Origin of the sequence: Nonomuraea sp. NPDC049309 (assembly GCF_043196965.1) — a bacterium.
Lineage (GTDB): Bacteria > Actinomycetota > Actinomycetes > Streptosporangiales > Streptosporangiaceae > Nonomuraea > Nonomuraea fastidiosa.
Genome location: NZ_JBICSH010000001.1, coordinates 2,555,718 through 2,581,889, shown reverse-complemented (window position 1 = coordinate 2,581,889; position 26,172 = coordinate 2,555,718). Strand labels below are relative to the sequence as shown.

Genomic DNA, 26,172 nt, shown 5'->3' with positions numbered 1-26,172 from the left:
GACCGCCGAGCCGCGCCGCCCTTTCTCCTCACCCACCCGATGATGCGGTGCGCGGAGGCGGGGCCGTCCGGCAGGATCGCGGGCATGAAGGGCTACGACGACCTGATCCGCGAGGCGCTGGACACCCCCTTCGAGGGCTGGGACTTCTCGCTGTTCGGCGACCGCGTGACGTATGAGGGCGGCCTGGCGTGGGACTACGAGGCGATGGTGCGCGACCGGCTCCCGGCCGCGAAGGCGCTGCTCGACCTGGGCACGGGCGGCGGCGAGCTGCTCGCATCGCTCGCCCCGCTGCCCCCGTGCACGGCCGCGACCGAGGAGTACGCCCCCAACGTCCCGGTCGCGAAGGCCCGGCTGGAACCTCTCGGCGTCGAGGTGGCCGAGGGCACGGACGCCTTCGGTGACGCCTCCTTCGATCTGATCATCAACCGGCACGAGTCGTACCGGCCCGAGGAGATCCGCCGCCTCCTGGTCCCCGGCGGCACGTACCTCACCCAGCAGGTGGGCGGCCGTGACCTGGAGGAGCTGAACGCCGCCCTGGACGGCCCGCCCCACGAGGACGCCGCGTGGAATCTCACCGGCGCCGTCGCCGGCCTGCGGGCGGCGGGGCTCGACGTGGTCTGGAGCGAGGAGGGCACGTTCACCACGGCCTTCCACGACATCGGGGCGCTCGTGCTGTTCCTGCGGCTGATCTCGTGGCAGATCCCCGGGTTCGACGCGGCGGCGTACGACGCCCGCCTCCGCTCCGTGCACGAGGAGATGGCCAGGGGCCGCCCGCTCAAGGCCACCGCGCACCGCTTCGCGCTGCTGGCCCGCCGACCCGGCTGAGGTGCTATTTCACGACATTTCCACGTTATTTGAAGGGAGCTCGTGACCCTCCGGACCCGCCCTAGTGTGTCCGCGGACACGTATGCGCACGAAGTTCGCGGGAAGTGAAGCAGTGGCCGTTCGGTGGCGGAGTGCGGCGGGGCGGCGGGCGGCGGGGATCGTCGCCGCCGCGCTGGCCGTCGTGCTGGTAGGAGTGGGCCTGTTCCTGGGCACGGGTGTCTCCAGTGCCCGGCCGAAGCTCTCCGACGTGGGAGCCTGGCTGGCCAGCGCGCTCAACGGCGAGGTGGTGCACGCCAACGGCCTGTCAGGGCAGCTCGACGGCCGGGTGGACCTCGCCTCCGCCGGCGGGCAGGAGCTCAAGGTCGTCCAGGACGGCGACAACGTGCTCGTCATGGACGCGTCCACCGGCCAGGTCAGCCGCATCGACCCCACCCAGCTCGAGGTGGCGCAGACCGGCAGCCTCGGCGCGGGCGGCATGCAGCTCGTGATGGGCGCGGGCAAGGCGTACGCCATCGACCCGCGCGGCGGCACCGTCCAGCAGCTCAACCCGCTCACCGTGGACGCCATGGGCGCCCCGATCACCCTCAAGCCGCCGCTCGGGCAGGGCGGCCTGGACAAGAACGGCACGCTGTGGGTGCCCGTCCCCGAGGAGGGCACGCTCGTCCAGATCAACGGCGATCAGAAGGGCACGGCGGTCACGGTCGGCGAGCCGGGCGACCCGCTCACGCTGACGATCGCGAACGGCGTCCCGCTGGTCACCAACTCCGCCGCCGCCACCGCCATGGTGATCGGCGGCACCGGCACCCGGCTCCAGGTCAGCCTGCCCAGCACGGTCAGCGGCGCCGGCCTGCTCGTGCCCGCCGTCGCCGAGAGCCAGGTGGTGCCGGTGCTCGTGCCGAAGGACGGCGCGCTCGTGCTGGTGGACACCGCCACCGGCGCGCTCACCACGGTCGCGGTCAAGGGCGGCAAGCTGGGCGCGCCGCAGGCGCTCGGCCGCCGCGTCTACATCCCCGACGAGAGCGCGGGCAAGCTCATCGTGTACGACACGGTGGCCAAGCGCTTCGAGGCCGACCGGGTCGTGACCGGCAAGTCCGGGCCGCTGGAGGTGTTCGTCAAGGACGGGCTGCTCTGGGTGAACGACCAGTTCAGCGAGACCGCCCTGGTCATCGAGGAGGACGGCAGGCAGCACCGCGTCGGCAAGTACGACGAGGCGCTCGGCCAGAGCGCCCCCCCGACGCCGCTGCCCGAGCCCACGAACATCCCGACCGTCGTGCAGCCCACGGTGGTGACCACGGCGACCACGCAGGCTCCGACCGCGACCACCACGGTGCCCGCGCAGACGACGACCGCCGTGCCGACGGTGACGGTCACCGCCACCCCGACCCCGACGGTCACCCAGACGCCGACGCCCACGCCGACCCCGACACCGACCCCGACACCGACCCCCACGCCGACGCCCACGCCGACGCCGACCGTCACCCCCGACCCGCCGGGCGGCGTCACCGCGAACTCCGGCCCCGGCTGGATGGAGATCGTCTTCACGCCCTCGTCCAAGGGCGAGGTCACCGGCTACCGGCTCAAGGGCGGCCCGGGCGACGCCGACGTCACGCCGTCGCAGGTCAAGCCGGATGGGCCGTTCCAGTTCCGGGTCACCGGCGGCCGGTGCGACCAGGAGTACACGTTCCAGGTCGTCGCCGTGTACGACGGCGGCGAGGTCGAGTCGGCCCCGTCCATCCCGGTACGCCCCTGCGTCGCCCCCGGCGCGCCCTCCGGCTTCACCGCCAAGGGCAAGAACCACGGAGCCGACCTCACCTGGTCGGCACCCGAGAACGCGCAGGACGGCGTCACGTACATCCTGGAAGGCCCGGGACAGCACCCCGCGCAGCCGGAGGGCACCAGCGCCGAGGTGACCGGGCTCAAGAACGGCCAGAGCTACACCTGGACGCTGCGCGCCAAGAACGAGGCGGGCGAGAGCCAGGAGCGCGCCGAGGCCACCGCGGACCTCAAGCCGCCGTCCGCCCAGTTCAAGAACGCCGACAACGACGACGTCGACACGATCATCCGCTCCGCGCCCGGTGGCGCCGAGGCGGGCAGGATCCCGAAGGGGAAGTACATCACGCTCACCGTGCTCTGCCAGCAGAAGGGCCCCGCCTACACCGACGAGTACACCGGTCGGAGCAGCGACGTCTGGAACAAGATCGAGTCGCAGTACGGCAGCGGCTGGCTCAACGACGTGCTCGTGGCCACGCCGAAGGGGGGCTTCCCCGCCTCCCCGCTCTGGGAGTGCGAATGATCACCCGCGCGGGGTGGGGCCTGGCCGCCGCGTCGGCGCTGGTCTACGCGGCGGGCGCGCCGCTCGGCTACGGCCAGGCGGCGGTCCTCGCGGTGACCGGCCTGGCCGCCGTGGGCGCCGGCGCGCTGTGGACCGTGCGCGGCGCCCGGCTCGAGGTGCGGCGCGAGGTCACGCCCGTCAAGGTGACGCGAGGGGAGCCCGCCGTGGCCGTCCTGCACGTGCGCAACGCCGGCCGGTGGCGGCACGCCGGGCTGGTCGCCCGCGACACCTGCAGGGATACCACGGTGACCGTCGACGTGCCGTCCCTGGGCCGGCGGGCGGCGCGCACCATGTCGTACCGGCTGCCCACAGGGCGGCGTGGGCGCGCGCAGGTGGGGCCGCTGCTGCTCGACCGCGGCGACCCGTTCGGGCTGGCGCGGCGCTCCATCGCGTACGGCCGGGCCGACGTGCTCCTCGTCCGGCCCCGCACCGTGCCGCTCAGGCCGCTGCACTCCGGGCGGCGCCGGCACCTCGACGGGCTCGCATCCCGCTCCGCCCCGGCCGGGGCCAGCAGCTTCAACGGCCTGCGCGAGTACGTCGTCGGCGACGAGCTGCGGCACGTCCACTGGCGATCGACCGCCAGGACCGGCACGCTCATGGTGAAGGAGCTGACCGACGTCAACCTGCCGGACACCGTCGTCGTGCTCGACACCCGCGCCTCGTCGTACGAGGGGGACGACGAGTTCGAGCTCGCCGTGGACATCGCCGCCTCCGCCGCCTGCGCGGTCACCCGCGACCGGTTCCCCGTACGCGTGCTCACCGGGGACGGCGAGCTGGTGCACGCCAAGGGCGGTCCCGGCGAGGACGAAGAGGTGCTCGACCGGCTCGCCCTCGTCGAACGCTCCGACGGCGCCGAACCCCCGCGCCACGCGCTCCGCCAGGCGGGGGCGGGCGGAGCGCTGGTGCTGGTCAGCGGCGACCACGCGGCCCTGGCGGACGCCGCGGCGCTGCGCCGCCGCTTCGACCGGGTCCTGTTCGTCCGCGCCGGCGCGCCTGCCGGGGACGGCGGGCCCCGCCCGGCCGGGGTGACGGTCATCGAGGCGGCCGATCTCGACGAGCTGGCGGCGGCATGGCCACGCTGACCCCGCACCCGCCGACCCAGGGCGACCCCGCCCCCGGCGGCTCCCCGACGGGACACACCCCGCACCCGGCACAACCGCCGGCCGGCACCTCCGGCCCCGCCCCGGCCCAGCCCTCCGGTGCCGCGCCCGCGCAGGCCCCGGCCCCGGGGGAGCCGCGCCCCGCCTCGGCGCAGGGCGCCGTGCCCGGCCAGAGCGGCGTGTCGTCCGGGCGGGGCGGTGGGTTCGCGGTGGCCCAGAGCGGCGCCGCGCCCGCGCACGCATCCGGTCTGAGCGGTGTGGCAGGACCGGCCGGTGGGCTCGCGACCGGGCCGGTCGGAGCGGCGGCCGGTGAGACCGGAGCCGGGCAGGACGGCGTGGCGGCGAGGGCGGCCGGTGAGGCCGCCTCCGCACCTGGGACGGCCGTCGGCGGGCAGGAGCCGGCGGCCGGATCGAAGACCACCGCCTCCGAGCGGGAACCGGCGGGGCGGAAGGCGGCCGCCGTTGTCGTCGCCGGTCTGCTGGCCGCCTGTGCGGGGCTGGCGTTCGACGGGGTGTTCCCGCTGGAGTCGCTGCTGCCCGTGGTCGGGCTTGCGGCGGGCGGGCCGTGCGTGCTGGCGCTGGCGCCGGCCGGGCGGTTGCCGCTGTGGGGGACGATCCCGATCGGCGTGCTGGCGTGGCTGACGGCGGTGTCGGCGACGCTGTTCAGGGAGCAGGCGTGGCTCGGGTTCCTGCCCGGGCCGTCCGCCGTCGGGGCGGCGCTGACCGGGGTGCGCGATGCGGGCGGATGGCTGCTCACCACCATCTTGCCCGCCGCCCCGGGCAGTCCCGCGATCGTGCTGGTCAGCTTCCTGGTCTGGGCCGCCGCCACCGTGGCGGCCGAGCTGGCGCTGCGCCGCCGTGCCGCGATGCTGCCCGCCGTCGCCGTGCTGCCGGTGTTCGCGGTGGCCGTGGTGCTCGGGGTGGCCGGGGGCGGGACGGTCGTGCCGTACGCGGCCTGCTTCGCGGGCCTCGTCCTGCTGCTCGGCCTGGTCAGGACCGGCAGGTCGCCGCTCGCCGTGGCGGCGGGGGTGCCGGTGCTGGTCCTGCTGGTGGCGGCCGCCACCGTCGTGGCGCCCCTGCTGCCCGTCGCCGAGCGGCCCTTCGACGTACGGACCCTCGTCGAGCAGCCGCCGCCGCGCCAGATCAAGGGCGTGAGCGCGCTCGACCAGGTGTCGGCGTGGCTGCAGAACCCGCGCCGCGAGCTGTTCACGGTCGAGACGCCGTCCGACGCGAACCTGCGGCTGGCCGTCCTGGACACCTTCGACGGCGTGAGCTGGACCTCCAGCGCCGGGTTCGTCCCCACGGGCGGGCGCGTCCCCGGCGGTGAGGACGCCGCGCGCGAGACCGTGGAGCAGCGCTTCACCGTGCAGAAGCTGCCGGGCCCGTGGTTGCCCGCCGCCGACAGGCCGCTCTCCGCGACCGGCACGGACCTCGTCGTCGATCCTGACAGCGGCATGCTGGCCGGTACGCGGGCGCGGGAAGGGCTGACGTACCAGGTGACCTCAGGGATCCGGAAATATCCGGCGGCCGAGCTGCGCCACGCGACCCCCGCCGACGATCCGGAGCGGCGCCGCCTGCCCGACGGGCCCGACGGCCGCACCCCGCCCCAGCGCGCCCGCCTCGGCGAGATCGCCCGCCGCGCCACCAGGGGAGCGCGCAGCCCGGGCCAGCAGGCCGCCAAGCTCGCCTCCTTCCTGCGCAAGCACGCCGTGAACGACGTCAACGCGCCCCCCGGGCACAGCTACCGCAGCATCGAGTTCTTCCTGACCGAGTCGAAGCGGGGGACGACCGAGCAGTTCGCCGCTTCGTTCGCGCTGCTGGGGCGCGCGCTCGGGCTGCCGACCAGGATCGTCGTCGGGTTCCGGCCCGGGACGAAGGAGGGCGGCGTCCGTCAGGTGCGCGGCGGTGACGTGCTGGCCTGGGCGGAGGTCGAGTTCGACGGCATCGGGTGGGTGCCGTTCTATCCGACGCCGTCCCGTACGCGCTCCGGCGACGGCGGCGACGTCGCCGAGGGCGCACCCAAGCAGGCCAAGGAGATCGAGCAGGCCATCAACGAGTCCGCAGGACAGGCCGAGCCGACGCCTGAGCCGTCCACCGACCGCCCCACCCCGCCGCCGGTCCCCGGCGAGGACGCCTCGGCCGGGCCGCTGGTGTGGCTCGCCGCCGGCGGGGGCCTGGTCGCCGTCTACCTGCTCGCCGTCGCGATCGTCCCCGCCGTGCGCAAGGCGCGCCGCCGCAGGGCTCCCTCGCCCGCCGCCCGCGTCGCCGGAGCCTGGCAGCAGACCGTCATCCGCCTTCGCACCGCCGGGCTGCCCGTCACGACGGGGACGCTGACCGCCGGCGAGGTGGCGTTCCTCGCGGAACGGGCGCTGGACCCCGCCGCCCGCGAACCGCTCGCGGCCCTCGCCGACCTGGCCAACCTCGCCACGTTCGCCGACACCCCCGTGGACGCCGCGGACGCCGACCTGGCCTGGCGGCACCACGCCACGGTCGACGCGCTGGTGAAGCGGAAGGTGGGGGTGTGGCGCCGGGCCGCCGGCCGGCTGTCGCCGATGTCGCTGTTCGGCTGAGGCCGGTCGAGATCCGCCGGGCAGGACCGCGTGGCCCGGCGGAGCCGAGCGGGATGACGGCCTGTCCCGGCCCGGGCCCGGACGGCGGCCGGTCTCGGCGGACGGCCTGGACGGCCGCGCGGTACGACCGGAGGGCAGCCGGGACGATGGCGCGGCGCGAGCGGAGGACAGCCCGGGGTATGGCCCGGAGACGCGAGACTCGGGGCGGTCAGCCGGAGGGCGGGGTGACCAGGGGGAGGACGATCGGGGGCTGGACGTCGTCCTCCGCGCCGGTCTCCGCCGCGCCCCTGATGCACAGCGACGACGACCAGGCCACCGAGGACGGCTGCCCGAGCGCGACCACCGCGCCCACCTTGAAGCAGTAGCCGGTGCCGGGGTCGAGCTTGCCCACCGTGTACGTGGTGCTGCCGCTCGGCGCCGACATCAGCCGATCGTCGGGGGCCTGCTGGACGACCACCGGATACTCGGTCTTGCGCGCCGACTTCCACGACAGCGTCACCGTGGTGCCGTTGTCGGCGACCACCTGGAGATTCTTGGGCCGGTAGGCGGTGAGCGCGGCAGGGTCCGGGGGCCGGAGCGTGGCGGGCGGGGAGGTGGCCGTGCCCTGCTCGGGCGCCGGCGACGGCACGGCCTGCGGCTGATCGCCGGTGGGCCGTGCGTCCCGGCCCTGGGTGTCCGGTGACCGGCCGTCCTGCTCCTGCCCGTCCTGTTGGGGCTGGTTCCGGCTCTGCGCGTCCTGAGGCCGGCCGTCCTGGACCACGCCGTCCTGGGCCCGTCCGTCGCCGGGCTGTCCATCCGGTACGGCCGGGTCCGTGGTCCGCGTGGCGCTGGACCGGTCGCCCGCCGCCAGCGTGAGGCCCTGGTCGCCGCTCATCGCCAGCGCCACACCGCCGGCCCCGGCCAGCACGGCCAGCGCCGACACGCCCGCCACGACCAGCGGCATCCGCCCGCGCCGCCGGTTCTGCGCGGCGTCCTGCGGCGGTGCGGGCACGCTGCTCGCCTCGGACGCCGGCGGGAGGAACGGCTGCGGCCCCGCCGGCGGCCTGACCCGGGAGCGCTCCGAGTCCACGGTCCACACCAGCTCCCGCGGCCCCGACCGCTCACCTCCGGAGACCTCGCCCTGCCCGGGCGACCCGCCGGGTGAAGGCGCCCCCGCCACCGGCAACAGCGCCGTGCGCGGCGCCCCGGGGCCGGGCTCCGCCAGGAGGGCAGTGGGCGGCAGGTCCGCCGCCGAGCGGCTGGAGGACAAAGCCCCGGAGGCGAGCGGACGTCCGGCTGCGGGAGCACCGCCGGTCTCGCCGAACGGAGGTCGCGCGGCCGCCGCTGCTCCCGGTTCGCCGCCCTGCGGCGCCCCGGCGCGCCGGCCCGCGGGAGGAGCCGCGGTCGGGAGCCGCCCGGCCGGGGTGCCGGTCGCGCAGGGCGGGGCGTCCGGGGCGGTGGTGTGCCGTGCGGCGGTGGTGGCCAGGTCGGTGGCGGTGGGGCGGGCGGCCGGGTCCTTGGAGAGTGCCCGCGTCAGAGCCGTGGCCAGGTCCTCGGGCACTGATGCGGGAAGCGCCGGGGGCGCCTCGGTGAGGACGGCCAGCGCGAACTTCGCCACGTTGCCGTCCAGCGGGAACGGAGGGCGGCCCGTCAGCAGCTCGTACGCCACCGACGCGAGCGTGTACACATCCGATGCGGGCATCGGCGGGCGGCCCTCAAGCTCCTCGGGGGAGGCGTGGACCGAGGGCGGCGTTCCGCCAGGCAGCTCCGCGATCGACATCAGCGCCGACAGGGCGAAACCGGTCAGCTTCACGCCGCTCCCGGCCGGCGCGCCCGGTGCGGCGTTCCCCGGCAAGACCACGTTCTCGGGGGTGACACGGCCGTGTACGCCGCCCGCCGCGTGCGTCGCGGCGACCGCGCGGGCCACGGCGGCCACCAGCGCGGCGGCCCGGTCGAGGGGCATCGGCCGGTCGCGTCCCGGCCGTTCGGCCAGGGTGGGGCCGTCGTGCGGGGGTGTCACCACGTACGGCCGCCCGTCCCCGGTCGCCCCCACCTCCAGGACGGGGACCACACCCGCGTGGGCGGCCAGCTCGGCGGGGAAAGCGAACCCGCGGATGATCCGCTTGAGCGCCCGCTTGTCCACGCGGTGGCAGGACAGCGTCTTGACCAGCACGTCCGTCCCGGTCGCCGCCGAGCGCGCCCGGTGCACGGTCCAGGGCCCGTCGTGGCCGGCCGGTCCGAGCAGGTGGTGGCCGCGTACTCGTTCGGCGGGCACGGTCATGCGATCAGGGGCGGGCCGCCCAGGTCATCGCTGTCGAACGGGTCGTACTCGGTGAGCGGCATCTTCATGCGCTCCCGCTCGCGCTCCTGCCCCGCGCCGGCCGCGCCGCCCATGGGCGGGATCATGCCCATCGGCCCGCCGGTGAGGCCGTTCGCGCCGGGCGTGGCCGGGCCGCTGAGGCCGCCCCCGCCGAGCCCGGCGGCGGCGGTGCTGCCGGGGACGACCGTGGGGCCGGAGCCGGTGGGCGTGCCGGGGATGAACGCCTGCGGCGTGGGCACGGCGGTGTTGGGCAGGCCGGACAGGTTGGTGGACGGGTTGCTCAGCTCGGCCTGGTGCAGCGCCGGGTTCTGCAGGTCGGGCTTCTGCAGGCCGGGAGTCTGCAGGGCCGGGTCGTCCAAGGACGGAGCCTGCAGGTCCGGGTTCTGCTGGGACAGGTCCGGCTGGGCCGGGTTCTCCAGCCCCGGGATCGGCGACGACGGGTCCTGCGACGACGGGTCCTGCACCGACGGGTCCTGCGGCGAGAGGCCCGGGGCTGAAGGGTCCTGAAGGGACGGGTCTCCGAAGTCCGGCATGTCGGGTCCGCCGGTGCCGGGCAGGCCGCCGCCGAGGTCCGGCCCCGAGCCGAACCCCTTGTACGGGTCCTCGGTCAGCCCGCCGCCCAGCCCCAGGCCGCCGCCGCCCTCGCCCTCGAACCCCGGCATACCGGTCACCGGAGACGTGGCCCGCTGCTCCACGTGGTCGCCGATGGAGTGGTAGACGGCCTGGATGAAGCGGTTGAGCTGCTGCAGGTGGTGGCGGGCGAGCGCGTGGGCGTTGGTGTCGGTGCCGACGACGTCGCCCATCCAGTCGTCCAGGTCGACGCTGCCGGTCCTGGGCACGTTGTGGTGGAACCAGGGCAGGACGTCCCTGCCGTACCAGATGAGGGGCCGGCCCACGGACCGGGCGGCGAGGCTGAGCCTGCCGAGGTCGCGCTGGAGCTCGCCGATCTTCTCGAACACGCCCTGCAGCGACTCGCCGCCCAGGGTCTCGGCGATGCGGGTGGCCTCGCGGTGCAGCGTCTCCACCGACTCGGCGCACATGTCGGCGATCTCGGTGTATCTGCGTCCGGCCTCGGCGACCCTGTCGGGGTTGGTGGACTGGATGAGGTCGGAGACGCCGTCGCTGGTCTCGGCGTCGCCCCGCTGCGGCAGGGTGCCGTCGATCTGCGGCACCCGGGTGTCCTTGAGCGCTCCGACCCAGTAGTCGGTCATCGGGCCTCCGTCACTTCTTGACGCCGTCCGCGATGGTCTGGTCAGCGTTCTTGGCGGTCTTGACGGTCTCGTCGAGTGCCTGCACCACGTCCTTGTACACCTGGGTGACGCGCCTGATCGCCTCGTCGATGGTCCGGTACGCCTGGTCGGTGGTGCACTTGAGGTCGATGGCCGCCTGCCAGGTGCCGAGGTCCCCCTCGTCGAGCTTGGTGCGCATGAGCTTGACCAGGAGACTCTCGCCGGCGGCGCCCTCGAGGCGTTCCAGGTCCTGGCGCAGCCGCTCGACCGGGGACGAGGAGAGCGGCCTGCCGGACGCCGGGTCCTCGTACTCGCCGATCTTGACGAACATCGTCTTGCTCGCCGTGCCCGGGTCCACGCGGTTGGCCGTGAGCAGCTCGTCGAGCTGGTCCTGGGTGGGGGCGGGCGGCGGCTCGGGCGGGTAGTCGCCGTTGCGGTGGTCGTGGATGTGGTCGGCGTAGGCGTCCTCGACGTTGCGCGGCCCGATGTACTCCTCATGGGAGGAGATCGCGTCCTCGTGGCCGACGGTCCGCGTGGGACGCTGCAGCCGCGACAGCCCGATGCCCGGTCTGGGGTCGCCGTTGCCGTCGCCGCCCTCGGCGACAGGTACCGTCATGCTCACTCCCCGCGTCCGCACCGGTGTCCGCATCGGCATGCACGCCGATGGACATGCCGACACCTGCCTACCGGCCGCACCGCCAGGTGAAGCGCCATTTCAAGATATTTCTAAGAGAGCCACAGCGGCCGGACATGTGGGCAGACTTCCGTTTCGTGCCTTCGCTTTGGTACGGCGCCGCCGCACTCCTCCTGGCGCTCACCCCGACCCCGGCGCCGACCCGTCCGGTGTCCCCGACCCCGGCGCGCGCGGTCACCTGCGACCCCGAGCCCGGCGTCGCCGAGGTCACCGGGACGCCGTGGCCCCAGGATCGGCTGCGCTTTTCGCAGGTGTGGCGGCTCACCAGGGGCGAAGGCGTGCGGGTCGCGGTCGTGGACAGCGGCGTGGACGCCACGCACCCGCAGCTCAGAGGCGTCGTCACCGACCAGGTGGACCTCACGGGGACGGACGCGCGCGACTGCGTCGGCCACGGCACCGCGGTGGCCGGCATCATCGCGGGCCAGGACCTCACCTCGCGCGGCGTGCCGGTGCTGGGCGTGGCGCCGGCCGCGAAGATCCTGGCGATCAAGCAGAGCGCGGGCAGATCGGGCGACGTGTCGCGGCTGGCCGCCGCCATCCGCAGGGCCGCCGACCTCGGGGCCGATGTGATCAACGTGTCCGTGCAGGCCCACGACGCGCCCGAGCTGAAGGCGGCGGTGGCGTACGCGCAGGACAAGGACGCGGTCATCGTCGCCGCCGCCGGGAACGTCGAGCAGGACGGCGGCGAGGTCACGCCCGCGTACCCGGCCGAGTACCCCGGTGTGATCGCGGTCGGCGCGGCCGCGCCCGACGGCGACAAATCGGACTTCTCCAATGGCGCGACCCGCGTCTCCGTCACCGCGCCCGGCGCGGGGATCACCAGCGCGTGGACGGGCGGCGGCTACCGTACGGGGCTCGACGGCACGAGCTTCGCCGCCCCCTTCGTCTCAGGCGTCGCCGCCCTGGTCAGAGCCCGGTATCCGGACCTCGACCACTGGCAGGTCAAGCGCCGCATCGAGCAGACCGCCGAGGGCGGGGGAGCGGCCGGCACCGGCGCCGGCCTGATCAACCCGCTGCAGGCGATCACCTCGGTGCTGCCGCCGCCGGGCGGCCCCGCCACGCCGAGCGCCGCGGCCGCGCCGCCGCTCGTGCTGCCCGCGGCGCCCGTGCCGGATCCGCGCACGCGTACGGTCGCGGTCGGCATCACCGCGGGCGCGGCGGGCGTCACCGCGATCGTGGTCTTCGTGGCGCTCATGCTGCCCAGAGCCAGGCGCAGGGGCCGGCGCGCGGGCGGCCCCGCGACATTTACAGGAAAGTTGAAATCGTAGTCCCGCCCGCCGGAACCCGCTTACGTTGATGCGGGGAAAAACCCCGGCCGGCGCCGCCGAAAGGAGCATCGTGGTGAATCAGCCGACCACATATACCGAGGGCAGCCAGCATAGCGCCGCAGAACGCGCGCACCAGGCCGTCACCAACATCGAGCAGATCTACAACCGGCTCACGCAGATCCCCGAGACCCTCGGCGCCGCCTGGCAGGGCGAGGCCGCCACCGTTTACCGGCAGGTTCTCACCGAGTGGACGCCGCAGTTCAGAAGGGTCATCGACGCGCTCAACTCGATCGGCGAGAACCTGAAGGCGACCGGCATTCAATACACCGAGGCGAACACTCAGGCGTCTGATGTCGCGGCGAAACTCCGGGCCGCGCTCGCCGGCGGCGAATTCTCCGGGCCCGTCTCCTGAACCCCGCATTCTGAGGAGCTGACATGAGCGACATCATCCTCGCCAATTTCGACGAGATGGACGAGATCGCGAACGAGCTGGGCCGCGCGTACACGAATCTCGTCGGAGAGCTGGCGGACCTGGAGGCCGACTTCAAGGTGCTGGAGACCTGGGAGGGCGCGGCCAAGGAGGTCTACATGGAGGCCAAGCGCCAGTGGAACGACGCCGTCGTGAAGATGGGCGACACCATGCAGCGCTTCGGCCCGTCGCTGCAGGAGGCCACCGGCATCATGCGCGAGGCCGAGCACATGAACGTCCGCCGCTGGACCGGCTGACCAGGTGAACGAGCCGCTCATCGACCCGGACGCCGCCGGGGACCGCACCGCGTGCCGACCCGACGCGCTCCTCGACGTGGCCGGCAGGCTGCAGCGGGAGCTGCTGCCCCGGCTGGAGGCGGCGCGCTTCCAGGTGCCGGACCTGAGCCAGGGAGCGGCGGGGACGTGGGACATCGCCCAGGGGTACGCCGACACCGTGCGCCGCGCCCGCGAGGCCACGGGAGACTCGCTGCAGTTCGTGCTGGAGCAGGTTCAGCGGGTCATCGGCGACCTGGCCGACACCGCGGCCACCGTACGCGACGCCGACCAGCGGGCCGCGGGCGTGGCGGGCCGTACCCCCGACAGCGCGAGATAGAGGCGCGAGATAGAGGAACGCGTGCCGGAACCCAGACCCATCAAGAACGGCTGCCTCCAGGGCGGCAACCCCCACCAGTACGGGGGCCGCGACGCGATCAGGACGCTGATCATGGGGACGCGGCCGGAGGAGTTCGAGCCGGTCGCGGCGGCGTACCGGCAGACCGCCGAGCTGCTCACCACCACGATCACCACGCTCGGCGACAGCGCGGCCCGCCTGGTCGCCGACGGCGACTGGGGCGGGGATTCGGCCCGCGCCATGCTCACCCGGATGAACCGGCTCCAGACCTATCTCCAGGCGCTGCGCGACCGGCTGCAGGAGATCCCGCCCTCGCTGGCGGGCGTCGCGCAGGAGCTGGCCACCGCCAAGGAGCAGTTCGACCAGGCCACCGCGCCGCGGACCTACTACGCGATGGGCGCGGGATCGACCGACCCCGGCCATCCCACGAACGACCCCGACGAGGCGGCCAGGGCGTTCATCACCCGGCTCAACGGGGCCTTCCACACCGCGCACGCGGCGCTGCCCGACCGGCTGCCGTGGGACGCGGAGCTGGCCAGGACCGCGTCGTCCCGGCAGCCCGCCGCCGGTGACGGCGGCGACCGTGGCGACCGTGGCGACCGTGGCGACGGCGGTTACGGCGGGCTGGGGGAGAACACGACCCCGCTGCGCCTCGGCACGGAGCTGGCCGGTACGGCGGGCTCCCCGCAGACGGCTCAGGGAACGGTGCCGGGCACACCGCCCCCAGGGACACCGCCGGCCACAGGGGCGGTGCCGGGCGCCGTCCCGCCCGCGGCCGCGCCGGGCCCGGGACCGGCGGGCACCCCGGTGACCGCCACCCCATCCGGCCACCTCGGCACCACGTACCTGACCGGCAGATCCGACCTGGTGCAGCCCCTCCCGGCCGGCCCCGACGGGCAGCCGGGCGCGGCGGAGAACGCCCGGCAGCCGCAGAGCGCCCGCCCCACCGCCGTCGCACCCCCTGCCGCCGTCCCGCTGACGATGCGCACCACCCCGGTCGCCCAGCCGGTCGCCCAGCCGATCGACGGGCCGGAACGGCAGATCCCCACGGGCCGCGACACCTTCACCGCCCAGGGCCCCTCCGTACGTCCGGGCAGCGTCCCCGTCGTGGGCGGCTCGCCGTCGGCGGGCCTGCCGGCGGGGACCGGCGGGCACGGTGCGGCCGGTGCGGCCGGGGCGGCAGGCGCCGGCGGGGTGCCGTTCCTGCCGATGGCCGCGGGCGCGCCGCTCGACCGGCAGGGTCAGCGCCGTCCCGGCACCCAGCGGGCCGACGACGACTTCTTCCGCCCGGCCGCGGACACGCCGCCGCCGGTCGTGGGGTGATGAGCATGGACCACGCCTCCCAGCGCAGGGACGCCGGCAAGGTCGCGGTCGTCGCCGACTCCGTACGCGGGCTCGGCCGAGACCTGGCCGGCAGCCCCATGCGGGACCTGGAGGAGATGACCAGGGCCGTCGCGCGAGTGCGGCTGTCCTCCGGCGCGTACGGCGCGTTCGGGATGCTGGGCTCGGCGCTCGGCCGGTCGTTCGACGAGGTGAACGAGGCCGCGCAGCGCTACCTGCTGGCCAAGCGCGACCAGATCGCCGAGATGCACGACAAGGCGTACGACACGGCCAACGCCTACGTGGACGGCGACGCCGCCTCCGCCGCCACCGCCGCGAACCTGGGGGTGCTGTGATGGGCCAGCCGGAATCCGTGATCCAGGGCTCGGCGCTCGCCGCGGCCGGTTCCGCGCTGCTCGGCTTCCGCCGCGCCCACCTGGCGACGCTCATCCTGCCGCTGCTGTACGGCGACACCGCCCAGCAGCGGCAGGCCGCGGAAGGGTACGAGGAGCTGGCCGCCGGGCTGCGCCGCCACCCCGAGGTCGTCGACTCCGCCACCAGGGACGTCACCTGGACGGCGGCGAGCGCGAAGCTGGCCATGGACGCCGTCGCCGCATATTCCGCCGACGCCGAGCGGAAGGCCGACCTGCCGGAGGCGTCCGCCCGTACGCTGCACGTCGCCGCCGACGTGTACGAGGCCGCCGGCACCGCCGTGCTGCTCACCGGCGCGAGCATCTTCATCGCCGGGGTGATGCACAAGTACGCCCGGCTCAACCCGTTCACCAGAGCCGTGTCCGAGGTGGCCGCCACGCAGTTCGGCAGCAGGGCCGACCGGCAGGCCGGCGCGATGGCGAACCGGGTCAGGCAGTTCGCGGCGGGCGGGCAGGGCGTGCTCGGCAAGGTCGTGGGCCACCTGGCCAAGGTCTCGCCGGGCAGGCTCGCGATTTACGGCGGTGTGGCGGTCGGCGGCGGGATACTGGGCCAGCATACGGTGGCCACCCGCTTCAGCGAGACGAAACTGCAGCAGGAACTCCCCGGCATGCCGCTCGGTCAGACGGGTCTGGAGACGCTCGGTGAGCCGGGCCTCGGGCTCGGCCCGGAGGCAGGTCCGGAAGCAGGCCCCGAGACAGGCTCGCAGACCGGCGCGGAGACAGGCTCGCAGACCGGCCCGTGGACCCGCGCGGGGGATGAGCCGGGCGACGAAGAGGTGAGGCGGACGTGACGGCGATCCCCGACGAAGGGGCCCTGGACCGGCTGATCGCCCGCGCCCAGCGGTCCGACGCCGAGCTCGACGAGCTCTACCAGCAGGTCCTGGCCGTCAAGGGCACCGCAAGTGACCCGGACGACCTGGTCAGGGTCGAGTGCTCGGCGGAGGGCGTCACCGGCCTGCACATCGACCCGCGGGCCATGCGGTGGGGCTCGCAGCGCCTGTCGGAGACCATCCTGCGGCTGATCGCCGAGGCGCTCGCCGACATGCAGGCACGCTCGGCCGAGCTGCTGCGCGAGGTGGTGGGGGACGGCCCGCTGGACCTGTCCGCCCAGGACAACCCGGCGGACGCGCGCATGCGCGAGGCGCGCGAGGCGTACGAGTCCGCGCTCGACCAGGCGATGGCCGAACTGGCCCGCATCGAACGCGACCTGTAGAACCCCGGCCACGCCGGCCCGGCACGGCCGGCCGCACTCTGCACGGCCTCACCGGTACCGGCCGAGGGCCCAGGGGTGTGGCCGGGTGCTCGTGATTCACGGGGCGCGGGGCGTGGCCGGGCGCTCATGACTCCAGGGCCGCATGGCGTGGCCGGGCGCTCATGACTGCAGGAACGCGGTCTGGATGAGCTTTTCGCCGGAGCGCCGGTCCACGTACACGCCGCGCCCGGCCGGCAGCGTGCGCGGCCGGACGTTCCCGAAGAGCTGCCCCTCGTCGCGCGGCCCCGACAGCAGCACGGCGGGCGTGTTCATCTCCTTCAGCCGCCGCACCACCGGATCCAGCATGGCCCGCCCCGCGCCGCCCATCGCCCGGCCGAGCACGAGGTGCAGGCCGATGTCGCGGGCCTGGGGAAGCAGGTCGCCGAGGAGCGCGAGCGGGTTGGCCGAGGTGGCGACGAGGTCGTAGTCGTCCACGATCACGTACAGGTCCTGCCCGGTCCACCAGCTCCGGGTGCGCAGCTGCTCGGCGGTGAGGTCGGGCGGCGGCAGCCGTTCCTGCAGCACCTCCTGCACGCCCTTGAGCAGCGTCGCCGCGGCGGTGCTGGATGCGGCGTAGCCGACGCGGTGCTCGGTGTCGGTGGCGTCCAGCAGCGAGCGCCGGTAGTCGATGACGACGAAGCGGGCCTGCAGGGGCGTGCGGGCGGCGGCGATGCCGCGGGCGATCACCTTCAGCAGGTTGCTCTTGCCGGTCTCGGTGTCGCCGAACACCACGAAGTGCGGGTCGGTGTCGAAGTCCAGCAGGACGGGCGCGAGCGCGGCCTCGTCGATGCCGATCGGCACGCGCGCGCCGTCGCCGGGCGGCATCGGCAGCGTGTGGGCGGGCAGCAGGGACGGCAGCAGCCGCACGGGCGGCGCGCCCTGCTCTGGCCAGGCCGCCGCGGCGGCTTCGACCAGGGCGGACACGCCGTCGGCGAGGTCGTCGGCGGTGCTGCGGCCGTCGATGCGCGGCAGCGCGGCGAGGAAGTGCAGCGCCTCGCGGGTCAGGCCGCGTCCCGGCGCGCCTTCGGGCACATTGGCGGCGGCCCGCCGGTCGATCTCGGAGTCGAAGGCGTCGCCGAGCCGCAGTTCGAGCCGGGTGCCGAGCAGGTCGCGCACACCGGCCCTGAACTCCAGCCAGCGGTTCGCGGTGCCGACGACGTGCACGCCGAAACCGAGCCCGCGCGTCACCAGGTCGCCGAGGTCGGGTTCGAGCTGCTCGTACTCCTGGCGCAGCGTCGCCCAGCCGTCCACGACGAGGAACACATCGCCCCAGCCGTCGCCCTCATACTCGCCGGATGCGACCATCCGCCGGTAGGTGGCCATGGAGTCGATGCCGCGCTCCACGAACAGCCGCTCGCGCCGCTCCAGCACGCCCCGCACCTCGGCGACGGTCCTGCGCACCGCGTCGGCGTCGAGCCGGGTGGCCACGCCGCCGACGTGCGGCAGGCCGGCCAGCGCCGACAGGGTGCCGCCGCCGAAGTCCAGGCAGTAGAACTGCACCTCCTTCGGCGTGTGGGTGAGCGCGAGCGAGGCGATGAGCGTGCGCAGCAGCGTGCTCTTGCCGGTCTGCGGCGCCCCGACGATCGCGATGTTGCCCGCCGCGCCCGACAGGTCCAGCCAGTACGGGTCCCGCCGCTGGTCGAACGGGCTGTCCACGATCCCCGCGACGGCGTGCAGCCGCCCGGGCCGGTCCTGCGCGGTGCCCGCGGCGGTGAGGCCGTGACTGGGCGTGGCCACGATGGGGGGCAGGAGCTGGTCCAGCGTGGCGGGCTCCTTCAGCGGCGGCAGCCAGATCCGGTGCGCCGCAGGTCCCTGGCCGGCCAGCCGGGAGACCACGATGTCGAGCAGGCTCTCCTGCTTGCCCTTCTCCTCGGCGGGGGGCGGCGTCTCGGGCGCGGGCGGCAGCGGCACGCGTTCCGGGCCGTACCAGACGATCTTCCCGCGGTGGCCGGAACGCGCCGTCGCGGCCGGGCTCTGCGCCGTCGCCGGCTGGTAGGGCCCCGACACGTACGCGGCCTTGAACCGCGTCATGCCGGTCGTCTCGAACATCAAATACGCGTTGCCCGGCTCGGGCGGCAGCGAGTACGCGTCCGCCACGCCGAGCACGGCCCGGCTCTCGGCGGCGGAGAAGGTGCGCAGCCCGATCCGGTACGACAGGTGCGTGTCGAGCCCCCGCAGCCGCCCGGACTCCAGCCGCTGCGAGGCCAGCAGCAGGTGCACGCCGAGCGAGCGGCCGAGCCGGCCGATCATCACGAACAGCTCGATGAACTCGGGCTTGGCCGACAGCAGCTCGCTGAACTCGTCCAGCACGATGAAGAGCGTCGGCAGCGGCCGCAGGTCGGCGCCCTGCTCGCGCGCCTGCTCGTAGTCGCGCAGCGAGGCGAAGTTGCCGGCCGCGCGCAGCAGCTCCTGGCGGCGCACCATCTCGCCGTGCAGCGCGTCGTGCATGCGGTCGACCAGCGGCAGCTCGTCCTCGAGGTTGGTGATGACGGCCGAGACGTGCGGCAGCCTCTCCAGGCCGAGGAAGGTCGCGCCGCCCTTGAAGTCGACGAGCACGAAGTTCAGCGTCTCGGACGAGTGGGTGATCGCCAGCGCCAGCACGAGCGTGCGCAGCAGCTCCGACTTGCCGGAGCCGGTCGCGCCGACCACGAGGCCGTGCGGGCCCATGCCGCCCTGCGCGGCCTCCTTGATGTCCAGCTCCACGGGCCGCCCGTCGGCGCCGAGGCCGATCGGCACCCGCAGCCGGTTGCGCAGCGGGCGCGGCTGCCAGGTGACGGCGGTGGACAGGCGGCGGGCGTCGCCGAGGCGCAGCAGGTCGGTGAGCGTGGTGTTCGCGGCGAACACGTCGCGCGCCTCCTCCGGGCCGCCCGTGCCCGTGCGCATCGGCGCGAGCTGCCTGGCCAGCGCCGCGAACGCGGGCTGCGACAGCCGGTCGGGGCGGCCGAGCGGCGACCTGACCTCCTTGCCCAGCTCGTCCTCGGCGACCCTGACCAGCTCGTCCCCGGTGACCTCCAGCCGCAGCGTGAGCTGGGCGGGCCCCTGTGGCACCGCGCCGCTCAGGTCGATCACGGTGACGCCCTCGATGACGTCGAGCGCGAGCTGGCTGCCCTGCGGCACCGTCCCCCCGTCCACGACGATCACGTGGTAGGGCACCGCGTCCGGCGACAGGCCCTTGGTGAAGCGCGGCCGGTCCTTCAGCTCGAAGCCCAGCAGCTCGTCCAGCTCGCCGAGGTCGCCCACGACCAGCCGAACGGGGCCCGCGCCGTCCTCCTCCGACGGGTGCAGGGCGTGCGGCAGCCACTTGACCGGCTCCCACTCCCTGGCCCGCTCGCCCGCCGCGCACACCGAGATCCGCATCTCGTCGGGCGCGTGCAGGGCCGCCGCCTGGGCCAGCGCGGCGCGTACGAGGTCGCGGGCCGCCACCGGATCCCCCGACAGCGTGATCCTGGCGAACGCGTGCAGCGCCAGCGCCACCGGCAGCCCCGGCACGGCCGCGTGCGTGCGCACGAACCTGCGCAGCGCTCCCGCCGTCAGCGGGTCCAGGTCCTCGATCGGCCGGGTCTCCGGCGGGATGAGCGGCAGCGCCAGCCGCTGCGCCGAGGTCGCGATCCGCACCTGGGCGAAGTCGTCGTCGCGGGGCCGCCGCTCCCACAGCCGGCTGGTCATCACCAGCGACCACAGGGTGGCCGGGTCGGGGTGGTTCCAGGTCATCGCGCGGCGCTGCTGCGCGGCGGCCGTGCGCACCCGCTTCCTGACCTGCTCCAGGTAGCGGTAGTAGTCGCGGCGCAGGCCGTTGAGCTGGTTGCGGCGCTCGCCCGCCGTCCGCATGAGCTGGCCCACGCTCATGCCGATCATGGAGATCGCGAACAGGCCGCTGGAGACCAGCATGATCGGGTTGTGCGCCGACCCGCCGGTGAACATCAGCGCCATCGCGCCCGCTCCGGCGATCATCGGCAGGTACGTCAGGAGCTGGGTGAGCCCGCCGCCCGTGACGGTCTCGGGGATCTCCGGCGGCGACTCCAGAAGCACCTCGCCGCTCGGAGGCTCCGGCGGCGTGCGCCGCTCGGCCCTGCGTACCACGATCAGGCTGCCGCTCACCGGGCCCATACAAGCCCCTGACGTAGGGATATGCCGGATATTTCAAAATTCCTGTACGTGTTACGCCCGCCGTCACGACAGCGCGCTCCCTACACTCGTCCGGGTGAGCGCCACCGGAACCGACCTGTGCCGGGTCACCATCGTGACCCCGCGCGGCTTCCTGGACCTCGGCCTGCCGCCGGACATCCCGCTCGGCAACCTGCTGCCGACCGTGCTGCGCATCGCCGGTGAAGGGCTGGCCGAGGCGGGCCTGGCGCACGGCGGCTGGGCGCTGCAGCGGCTCGGCGGCCCGCCGTTCGACCCCGGCGTCACCCTCGCCGAGCTGCAGGTGCGCGACGGCGAGCTGCTGCACCTGCGCCCGCGCGGCCACGAGCTGCCCGAGCCGGTCTTCGACGACGTGGCCGACGCCGTGGCGACCGGCGTGGCCGAGCGCACCGGACGCTGGCAGCCCGGCCTGACCAGGACCTACGGCCTGCGCGCCGCCGCCTGCCTGCTCGCGCTCGGCGCCGCCGCGCTGCCGCTCGCCGGGCCGCCGTGGACGCCCCCCGCCCTGGTCGCGGGCATCGTGGCGGTACTGCTGCTGATGGTCGCCGTGGCGCTCTCCCGCGCGCTCGGCGACACCCGCTCCGGCGCGGTGCTCGGCTACGCCGCCCTGCCGTACGGCTTCGTCGCCGGCCTGGTCGCCCCCGCCTCAGGGGCGTCGGTGCTGCAGCCGGACAACCTGCTGTCCGCCTGCGGCGTGACGCTCATGCTGGCCACCGCCACCGGGTTCGCGGTCGCGCAGGGGCTGCCCGCCTTCCTCGGCATCGCCGCCGCCGCGTTCTGCGGCCTGCTCGGCTCCGGCGCGGTCATGGCGTTCGGCCTGCCCGCGGCGGGCGTGGCGGCCGTGCTCGGTGCGCTCGCGGTGGGGCTCACCACGGTCATCCCGTCGCTGTCGTTCCGGCTGGCCGGCATGCCGCTGCCCGCGCTGCCCACCACCGCCGAGGAGCTGCGGCGCGAGACCGGCGACCTCGACGGCGAGCTGGTCATCGACAAGACCGTGGTCGCCGACCGCTTCTGCGCCGGGCTGCTCGGCACCGTGTCGCTGGTCGTGCTCGGCGCGCAGGCGCTGCTGACGCTGGAGGGCACCTGGGCGGCGCTGGTGATGAGCGCCGCGCTGTCGCTGTCGCTGCTCATGCGGGCCCGCGTCTTCGAAGGGCGCGGCCAGCGGGCCTGGCTGCTGCCCGCGGCCCTGGCCGGCGTGGCGCTGCCGCTCGCCGCCGCCGCGCTGACCGCGACCGGCTCCCTGCTGCTGTACGCGATCGTGCCCGGCGTCGTGGTGCTGGCGCTCGGCGTGACCGGAACGACGCTCTGGCTGGCCGGCTCGCGGCCGTCGCCGTTCTGGGGCCGGGTGGGCGACATCTTCGACATCCTGCTGATGATCGCCCTCATCCCGCTCGCGCTCGCCGTCATGAACCTGTACGAGACCATCCGCGGCCTGGTCAGCTAGCGGCCGTGAACGGGAGCGAGGGCGCAGTTGCACAGCCGGCGTGACCTTTACCAGGCCTACCGCCTCACCATCCAGCGGATCGGCCTGGCGCTGCTGCACGGCCGGCCCAACCAGCCGGAGTGGCCGCTGCGCCGCCAGAGCATCGGGTTCCTCGCCGGGATCATGGTGGCGGTGCTGCTCTGCGTCGGCTTCGCCGTCTACGGGCTGCTGCGGCCCGGCGGCACCGCGGCCCTGGAGGAGCCCGGCACGCTCATCATCGAGCGCGAGACCGGCGCCCGCTACGTCTACAGCCCCGATCAGCGCCGCCTCGTCCCCGTCGCCAACTACGCATCGGCCCGGCTCGTGCTGCCGTCCGGCCAGGTCGAGGAACGGGTCGTGGCGCGGGAGGCGCTGGCCTCGTACGAGCGGGGCGTGCCCATCGGCATCCCCGGCGCGCCCGACTCGCTGCCCGACCCCGAGCACCTGGCGCGCGGCCCCTGGGCGGCCTGCGTGCAGGAGCGGGCCGAGCCGACCGGGCGCAAGCCGTACGTGACGCTCATCGCCGGACGCGAGGTCGGCGGCACGCCCGTCGCCGAAGGGCAGGCGCTGCTGGTGGACGTCGGCGGCCAGCGGTGGGCCATCTGGCGCGGCACCCGCATGCGCGTGCCCGCCGGCATCGCCCGCGGCCTCACCGCCGCCGACCCCGCGCCCGTACCGGTGGCCTGGCTCAACGCGCTGCCCGAAGGCCCCGATCTGGCCGCCCCGGCGATCAGCGGGCGCGGCCGGCCCGTCACCGGTCCCGGCGGCAAGGCGGCCGCCGTCGGGCAGGTGTTCCGCGCGGGAGCGGTCGCGGGCGGCGAGGACCGCTGGTACGTGCTGCTCGCCGACGGCCTCGCCCCCATCACGCAGGCGCAGGCCGCGCTGCTGCTCAGCGACCCGGCCAGCAGGGCCGCGTACGGCGGCGGCGCGGTCAGGGAGATCCCCGTGGACGCCGCGACCGCCAACGCCGCCCCCCGCTCGCGCACCGCCGTGCCCGCCGACGGCCTGCCCGCCACGATGCCGGAGATGGTCGCCTACAACCCGGCCAGGCCGCTCTGCGTGGTCTACGCCGAGACGGACACCGGCTCCACCCGCGTCCGCCTCACCACCGGCGCCGCGCTGCCCGCACCGCGGGGCGACGCCACCGACCTCGTACGCCTTCCGCCCGGCCGCGCCGTCCTGGCCGGCGTGCTGCCCGGCGACGGCCAGCTCGAGGCCGTGCAGACCTACTACCTCATCACCCAGGAGGGCCGCCGCCACGCCGTGCCCACCACGGAGGCGCTCGGCAGGCTCGGCTACGCGCCGTCGCAGGCCGCGCCGGTGCCGCTGAACCTGCTCCAGCTCATCCCCGAAGGCCCGGTCCTCGACCCGGCACGCGCCGCGAAACCGGTCCTCGACGCCGACGGGTCCGGCCGGTGACCGGTGACCGGGCCGGCGCTCGACGGTCACCCGTCCGATCGGGAGCCGGTCCGCAACGGCGACCGGCGCGAGGCGCGGCCCGTCAGCAGAGGCGTGGCCCGTCAGTAGCCGCGGTAGCCCGTGCCGGTCTTCACGCCGACGACGCCCGGCACGTTCGACACCGAGCCGTAGCGGGCGATCGCGTAGCGGACGCCCGCGATGATGTTGTCCACCGGGTCGTAGATGTCGTCGTGTCCGGGCAGCTTGTAGCGCCGGAACGTCGGGTCGATCGTCTGCATGAGGCCCTTCGACGGGGTGCCCCTCGCCGCGTTCTCGTCCCAGTTGTTGATGGCGTGCGGGTTGCCGCCCGACTCGTGCTTGATGATCAGGTAGATGTCGTTCGGATTCATCTTGTCGGCCGGGTACCCGTGGGCCTTGAGGATCTCGATCGCCTGGTCGATCCAGACGGCCACCTGGCCCTGCGGCGCGGGGCCGCCGCCGGGCGGGGGAGGGCCGCTCGGGCCGTAGCCGCCGAAGCCGCCCGTCGTGCCGCCACCGCCGTGCGCGGCCAGCGAGGTGCCCCGGTCGTCGCCGCGCGACGCCGGCGACCAGCCGAGCGCCTGCCCGGCGCGCGGCGCGAACGGCTGCGCGTCCGGCTCCGGCACGGTCGCGGCCACGTCGGGGATGCCCTCCGTGGCCTCGGCGATCTTGCCGGCCAGGCTCGACAGCGTGCCGCCGGTCTCGGTGACCAGCCGCTGCAGGATGCCGCGTGCCTCGTTCAGCGCGGGGACGACACTCCGCGCCACCTGCTCATCGGTGGGCGGCGGGGTGGCCGCGCGGGCCTCGCGCACGGCGGCGGCGTACGCCTGGCACACCTCCTGGGCCTGCGACTCGGCGGCGCGCAGCGTCTCGGCGGCGGTCTCCAGGTGGCCCGCCGCCGTCTCCAGCGCCTGCGCGAGCCGGTCGCCCGCGCCCGTCAGCCGGCCCATGTAGCCGGCGAACGCCTCGGCGCTGTCGCCCCGCCAGGTCGCGCTCACGTCACCGGTCGCCGAAGCCAGCGCGCCGGTGTGCGACCGGGCCGTGCTCGCCGCGGTGCGCAGGGCGCCCGCCTGCGCGGCGATCGCGCCCGGGTCGCCGGCCAGCCGCTGCGCCAGCCCGGCCAGCTCCGCACCGCCGGGGAGACCGCTGACGTCGTCGATCCCGCTCATGCCGCCGCCACCTCCGGCGCCGCGATCACCTCGCCGCCCTGGCGGACCTCCGGGGTCATCGCCTGACCGCCTGGTCGTCGGCGGAGGTGAAGGTGCGATCGACGGCGTCGAGCGTGCGGTCCACCGCCTCCAGCCTGCCGCCCAGCGTCTTGGCCGCCCGTTCGGCCGCGCTGCGCAGGCCGGCGACCGCCGACGCCAGCGCCTGCGACCCGGAGACCGTCCCGAAGGCCGCCGCGTCCGGGGCGTCCGGGCCGATCAGTTCGGCGAAGACCCCGGAGGCCGACTTCGCCGCCGCCCCGCAGTCGCCCAGCGCGTCGCGCTGGAATGTGAGCGCCATCCCCGGCACGCTCCCTTCACTCGACCCCTGCACACAGCGCCTGGCACACAGCGCCTGGCACACAGCGCCTGGCACACAGCGCCTGGCACACAGCGCCTGCATCCGGCGCCTGCCCCCGGCGCCTGGTCCCGGCGCCGCGCCCGGCGCCGTCTCTCAGCGCCGGAAGAGCTCCAGCAGCTCCTCGGCCCGGTGGGTGCGGGCGATCCACACCTCGCGCCCCCGGCGCTCCCTCGTGATCAGCCGCCCGGCGCGCAACCGGTCGCAGTGGTACGTCAGCCCGCTGGGCGCGATCTTCATGTCGGTCGCCAGCATGGACATCGTCATCGGCTGGTCCAGCGCGCAGAGCAGATCGGCGCGGACCGGCCCGACCAGCGCGGACAACTCGTCCACCGCCGGCGCGGCGGGCCGCCGCCACAGGGAGTCCGCTCCCGGCACCGGGTAGGCGATCCAGACGGCGTCGGGGTCGTCCAAGCCGAGGATGAGCGCGTCGCGCCCGGCCAGCATCGGCACCAGCACGATGCGCCGGTCGCCCAGCTCGTACGTGCCGGCCGTGACGTCCGAGAAGACCAGGCCCCGCTCGCCGTAGGACATGCGGTCGCTGATCGCGCCGAGCAGCAGCTCGGGCCCGCCGCGCACGGTGGTCACGCCGACCCGCTCGACCTCCCTGTCCAGCAGCGGGCGGGCCCGCTTCCACAGCGGTTCGGTGGCGCTCCAGACGTCGGCGAGCGCGCCGGCGTAGCCGTGCAGCCAGCGGCCTGGCCGCTCGACCACCGCGCGCCACTGCGGGGGCGGCGTACCCGGCCCGTACGTACGCTCAAGGTCTTTGATCAGCGCATCGGGCTCGAGCTCCTGGAGCGCGGCGATCTGGGACGCGACGGTGAAGTCGCCGCCTGAGGGGGAGCGCGGCACCAGGAAATCGGGTGCGAGCGCGGACCCGGGGGCCGACAGGGGACGCACGGCCTCGTGGCCGAGCGGGCCGACCCGGGCGCCGACCGCCCGCCGCCAGAGCTCGGGCAGGCCGCGGCGGCGGCCGGCGAGGGCGTCGGCGAGCATGGCGAGCGCCGTCAGGTTGGGCGAGATCGAAATGGAGAGCTGCGGTGTGGAGCCGATGATCAGTTCGCTCCACGCATTGGTCCTTGTTACTTGGGCCCCCACGGGTAGGACTGTAGACAGAGAAGACATCGGCGGAGGAATGCTTCAACGAA

The 26,172-nt window shown here is 74.9% G+C and carries 21 protein-coding genes; 14 read left to right on the top strand and 7 right to left on the bottom strand.

Translation table 11 applies throughout. The features are described from left to right. The first annotated feature begins 84 nt into the window (after positions 1-84). From ACGFIM_RS11460 to ACGFIM_RS11445, 4 genes are all read left to right on the top strand, one after another. Positions 85-825 carry a class I SAM-dependent methyltransferase gene (locus ACGFIM_RS11460; protein ID WP_393198333.1) on the top strand — a complete coding sequence of 247 codons (741 nt, stop codon included), beginning with the start codon at positions 85-87 and terminating at the stop codon, positions 823-825. 112 nt (positions 826-937) lie between these two features. Continuing rightward, the gene (locus ACGFIM_RS11455) at positions 938-3,118 is read left to right on the top strand and encodes a hypothetical protein (RefSeq protein ID WP_393198330.1); all 2,181 of its coding nucleotides are present in this window, start codon (positions 938-940) and stop codon (positions 3,116-3,118) included. Continuing rightward, positions 3,115-4,239: a DUF58 domain-containing protein gene (locus tag ACGFIM_RS11450; RefSeq protein ID WP_393198327.1), complete on the top strand. Its 1,125-nt coding sequence runs from the start codon at positions 3,115-3,117 to the stop codon at positions 4,237-4,239. Before ACGFIM_RS11455 ends, ACGFIM_RS11450 begins: the two co-directional genes overlap by 4 nt. Beyond that, entirely contained in the window at positions 4,227-6,827 is a 2,601-nt protein-coding gene (locus ACGFIM_RS11445) for a DUF3488 and transglutaminase-like domain-containing protein (protein ID WP_393198324.1), read from the top strand. The genes ACGFIM_RS11450 and ACGFIM_RS11445 overlap by 13 nt, the downstream gene beginning before the upstream one ends. A 208-nt stretch (positions 6,828-7,035) precedes the next feature. On the opposite strand, the gene ACGFIM_RS11440 is transcribed toward ACGFIM_RS11445, so the two are convergent. The 3 genes from ACGFIM_RS11440 to ACGFIM_RS11430 are packed head-to-tail and all read right to left on the bottom strand — an operon-like array spanning position 7,036 to position 10,971. Further along, positions 7,036-9,087, bottom strand: coding sequence for a protein kinase (locus ACGFIM_RS11440; protein WP_393198322.1), 2,052 nt, complete (start codon positions 9,085-9,087; stop codon positions 7,036-7,038). Further along, positions 9,084-10,337: a hypothetical protein gene (locus ACGFIM_RS11435; protein ID WP_393198319.1), complete on the bottom strand. Its 1,254-nt coding sequence runs from the start codon at positions 10,335-10,337 to the stop codon at positions 9,084-9,086. The genes ACGFIM_RS11440 and ACGFIM_RS11435 overlap by 4 nt, the downstream gene beginning before the upstream one ends. 10 nt (positions 10,338-10,347) lie before the next feature. Next, entirely contained in the window at positions 10,348-10,971 is a 624-nt protein-coding gene (locus ACGFIM_RS11430) for a hypothetical protein (protein ID WP_393198316.1), read from the bottom strand. A gap of 155 nt (positions 10,972-11,126) precedes the next feature. Between ACGFIM_RS11430 and mycP the strand changes: the two genes are divergently transcribed. The 8 genes from mycP to ACGFIM_RS11390 all read left to right on the top strand — a co-directional run bounded on the left by mycP (position 11,127) and on the right by ACGFIM_RS11390 (position 16,380). Then, positions 11,127-12,317, top strand: coding sequence for a type VII secretion-associated serine protease mycosin (mycP, locus tag ACGFIM_RS11425; RefSeq protein WP_393198313.1), 1,191 nt, complete (start codon positions 11,127-11,129; stop codon positions 12,315-12,317). Between the two features lie 70 nt (positions 12,318-12,387). After that, positions 12,388-12,729, top strand: a complete 342-nt coding sequence (locus ACGFIM_RS11420) for a WXG100 family type VII secretion target (protein ID WP_393198310.1) — start codon at positions 12,388-12,390, stop codon at positions 12,727-12,729. A 23-nt stretch (positions 12,730-12,752) separates the two neighbouring features. After that, positions 12,753-13,043 (top strand): WXG100 family type VII secretion target, encoded by a 291-nt coding sequence (locus ACGFIM_RS11415; RefSeq protein WP_393198307.1) that lies wholly within the window; start codon positions 12,753-12,755, stop codon positions 13,041-13,043. Positions 13,044-13,047: 4 nt separating this feature from the next. Then, a complete protein-coding gene (locus ACGFIM_RS11410) occupies positions 13,048-13,398 on the top strand; it encodes a hypothetical protein (protein ID WP_393198304.1) in 351 nt (116 codons plus the stop codon). 21 nt (positions 13,399-13,419) lie between these two features. Continuing rightward, positions 13,420-14,739 (top strand): hypothetical protein, encoded by a 1,320-nt coding sequence (locus ACGFIM_RS11405; RefSeq protein WP_393198301.1) that lies wholly within the window; start codon positions 13,420-13,422, stop codon positions 14,737-14,739. A gap of 5 nt (positions 14,740-14,744) precedes the next feature. Further along, complete coding sequence (locus tag ACGFIM_RS11400) at positions 14,745-15,092, top strand: hypothetical protein (protein WP_393198298.1); 348 nt, start codon at positions 14,745-14,747, stop codon at positions 15,090-15,092. Then, positions 15,092-15,958 carry a hypothetical protein gene (locus ACGFIM_RS11395; RefSeq protein WP_393198296.1) on the top strand — a complete coding sequence of 289 codons (867 nt, stop codon included), beginning with the start codon at positions 15,092-15,094 and terminating at the stop codon, positions 15,956-15,958. Before ACGFIM_RS11400 ends, ACGFIM_RS11395 begins: the two co-directional genes overlap by 1 nt. After that, a complete protein-coding gene (locus ACGFIM_RS11390; RefSeq protein ID WP_393198293.1) occupies positions 15,955-16,380 on the top strand; it encodes a YbaB/EbfC family nucleoid-associated protein in 426 nt (141 codons plus the stop codon). The genes ACGFIM_RS11395 and ACGFIM_RS11390 overlap by 4 nt, the downstream gene beginning before the upstream one ends. Before the next feature lie 159 nt (positions 16,381-16,539). Here the strand turns inward: ACGFIM_RS11390 and eccCa are convergent, their stop codons facing one another. Further along, a complete protein-coding gene (gene eccCa / locus ACGFIM_RS11385) occupies positions 16,540-20,517 on the bottom strand; it encodes a type VII secretion protein EccCa (RefSeq protein ID WP_393198290.1) in 3,978 nt (1,325 codons plus the stop codon). Positions 20,518-20,620: 103 nt separating this feature from the next. Here eccCa and eccD point away from each other — a divergent pair, with 103 nt between their 5' ends. Both eccD and eccB read left to right on the top strand, forming a co-directional pair. Next, complete coding sequence (gene eccD, locus ACGFIM_RS11380) at positions 20,621-22,006, top strand: type VII secretion integral membrane protein EccD (protein WP_393198287.1); 1,386 nt, start codon at positions 20,621-20,623, stop codon at positions 22,004-22,006. Between the two features lie 27 nt (positions 22,007-22,033). Beyond that, the gene (gene eccB / locus ACGFIM_RS11375; protein ID WP_393198284.1) at positions 22,034-23,443 is read left to right on the top strand and encodes a type VII secretion protein EccB; all 1,410 of its coding nucleotides are present in this window, start codon (positions 22,034-22,036) and stop codon (positions 23,441-23,443) included. Positions 23,444-23,544: 101 nt separating this feature from the next. Here eccB and ACGFIM_RS11370 read toward each other — a convergent pair whose 3' ends face one another. From ACGFIM_RS11370 to ACGFIM_RS11360, 3 genes are all read right to left on the bottom strand, one after another. After that, the gene (locus ACGFIM_RS11370; protein ID WP_393198281.1) at positions 23,545-24,630 is read right to left on the bottom strand and encodes a transglycosylase SLT domain-containing protein; all 1,086 of its coding nucleotides are present in this window, start codon (positions 24,628-24,630) and stop codon (positions 23,545-23,547) included. Between the two features lie 55 nt (positions 24,631-24,685). Further along, the gene (locus ACGFIM_RS11365; protein ID WP_393198278.1) at positions 24,686-24,967 is read right to left on the bottom strand and encodes a hypothetical protein; all 282 of its coding nucleotides are present in this window, start codon (positions 24,965-24,967) and stop codon (positions 24,686-24,688) included. Positions 24,968-25,120: 153 nt separating this feature from the next. Beyond that, positions 25,121-26,122, bottom strand: a complete 1,002-nt coding sequence (locus ACGFIM_RS11360) for an ArsR/SmtB family transcription factor (protein ID WP_393198275.1) — start codon at positions 26,120-26,122, stop codon at positions 25,121-25,123. Between the last annotated feature and the right edge of the window lie 50 nt (positions 26,123-26,172).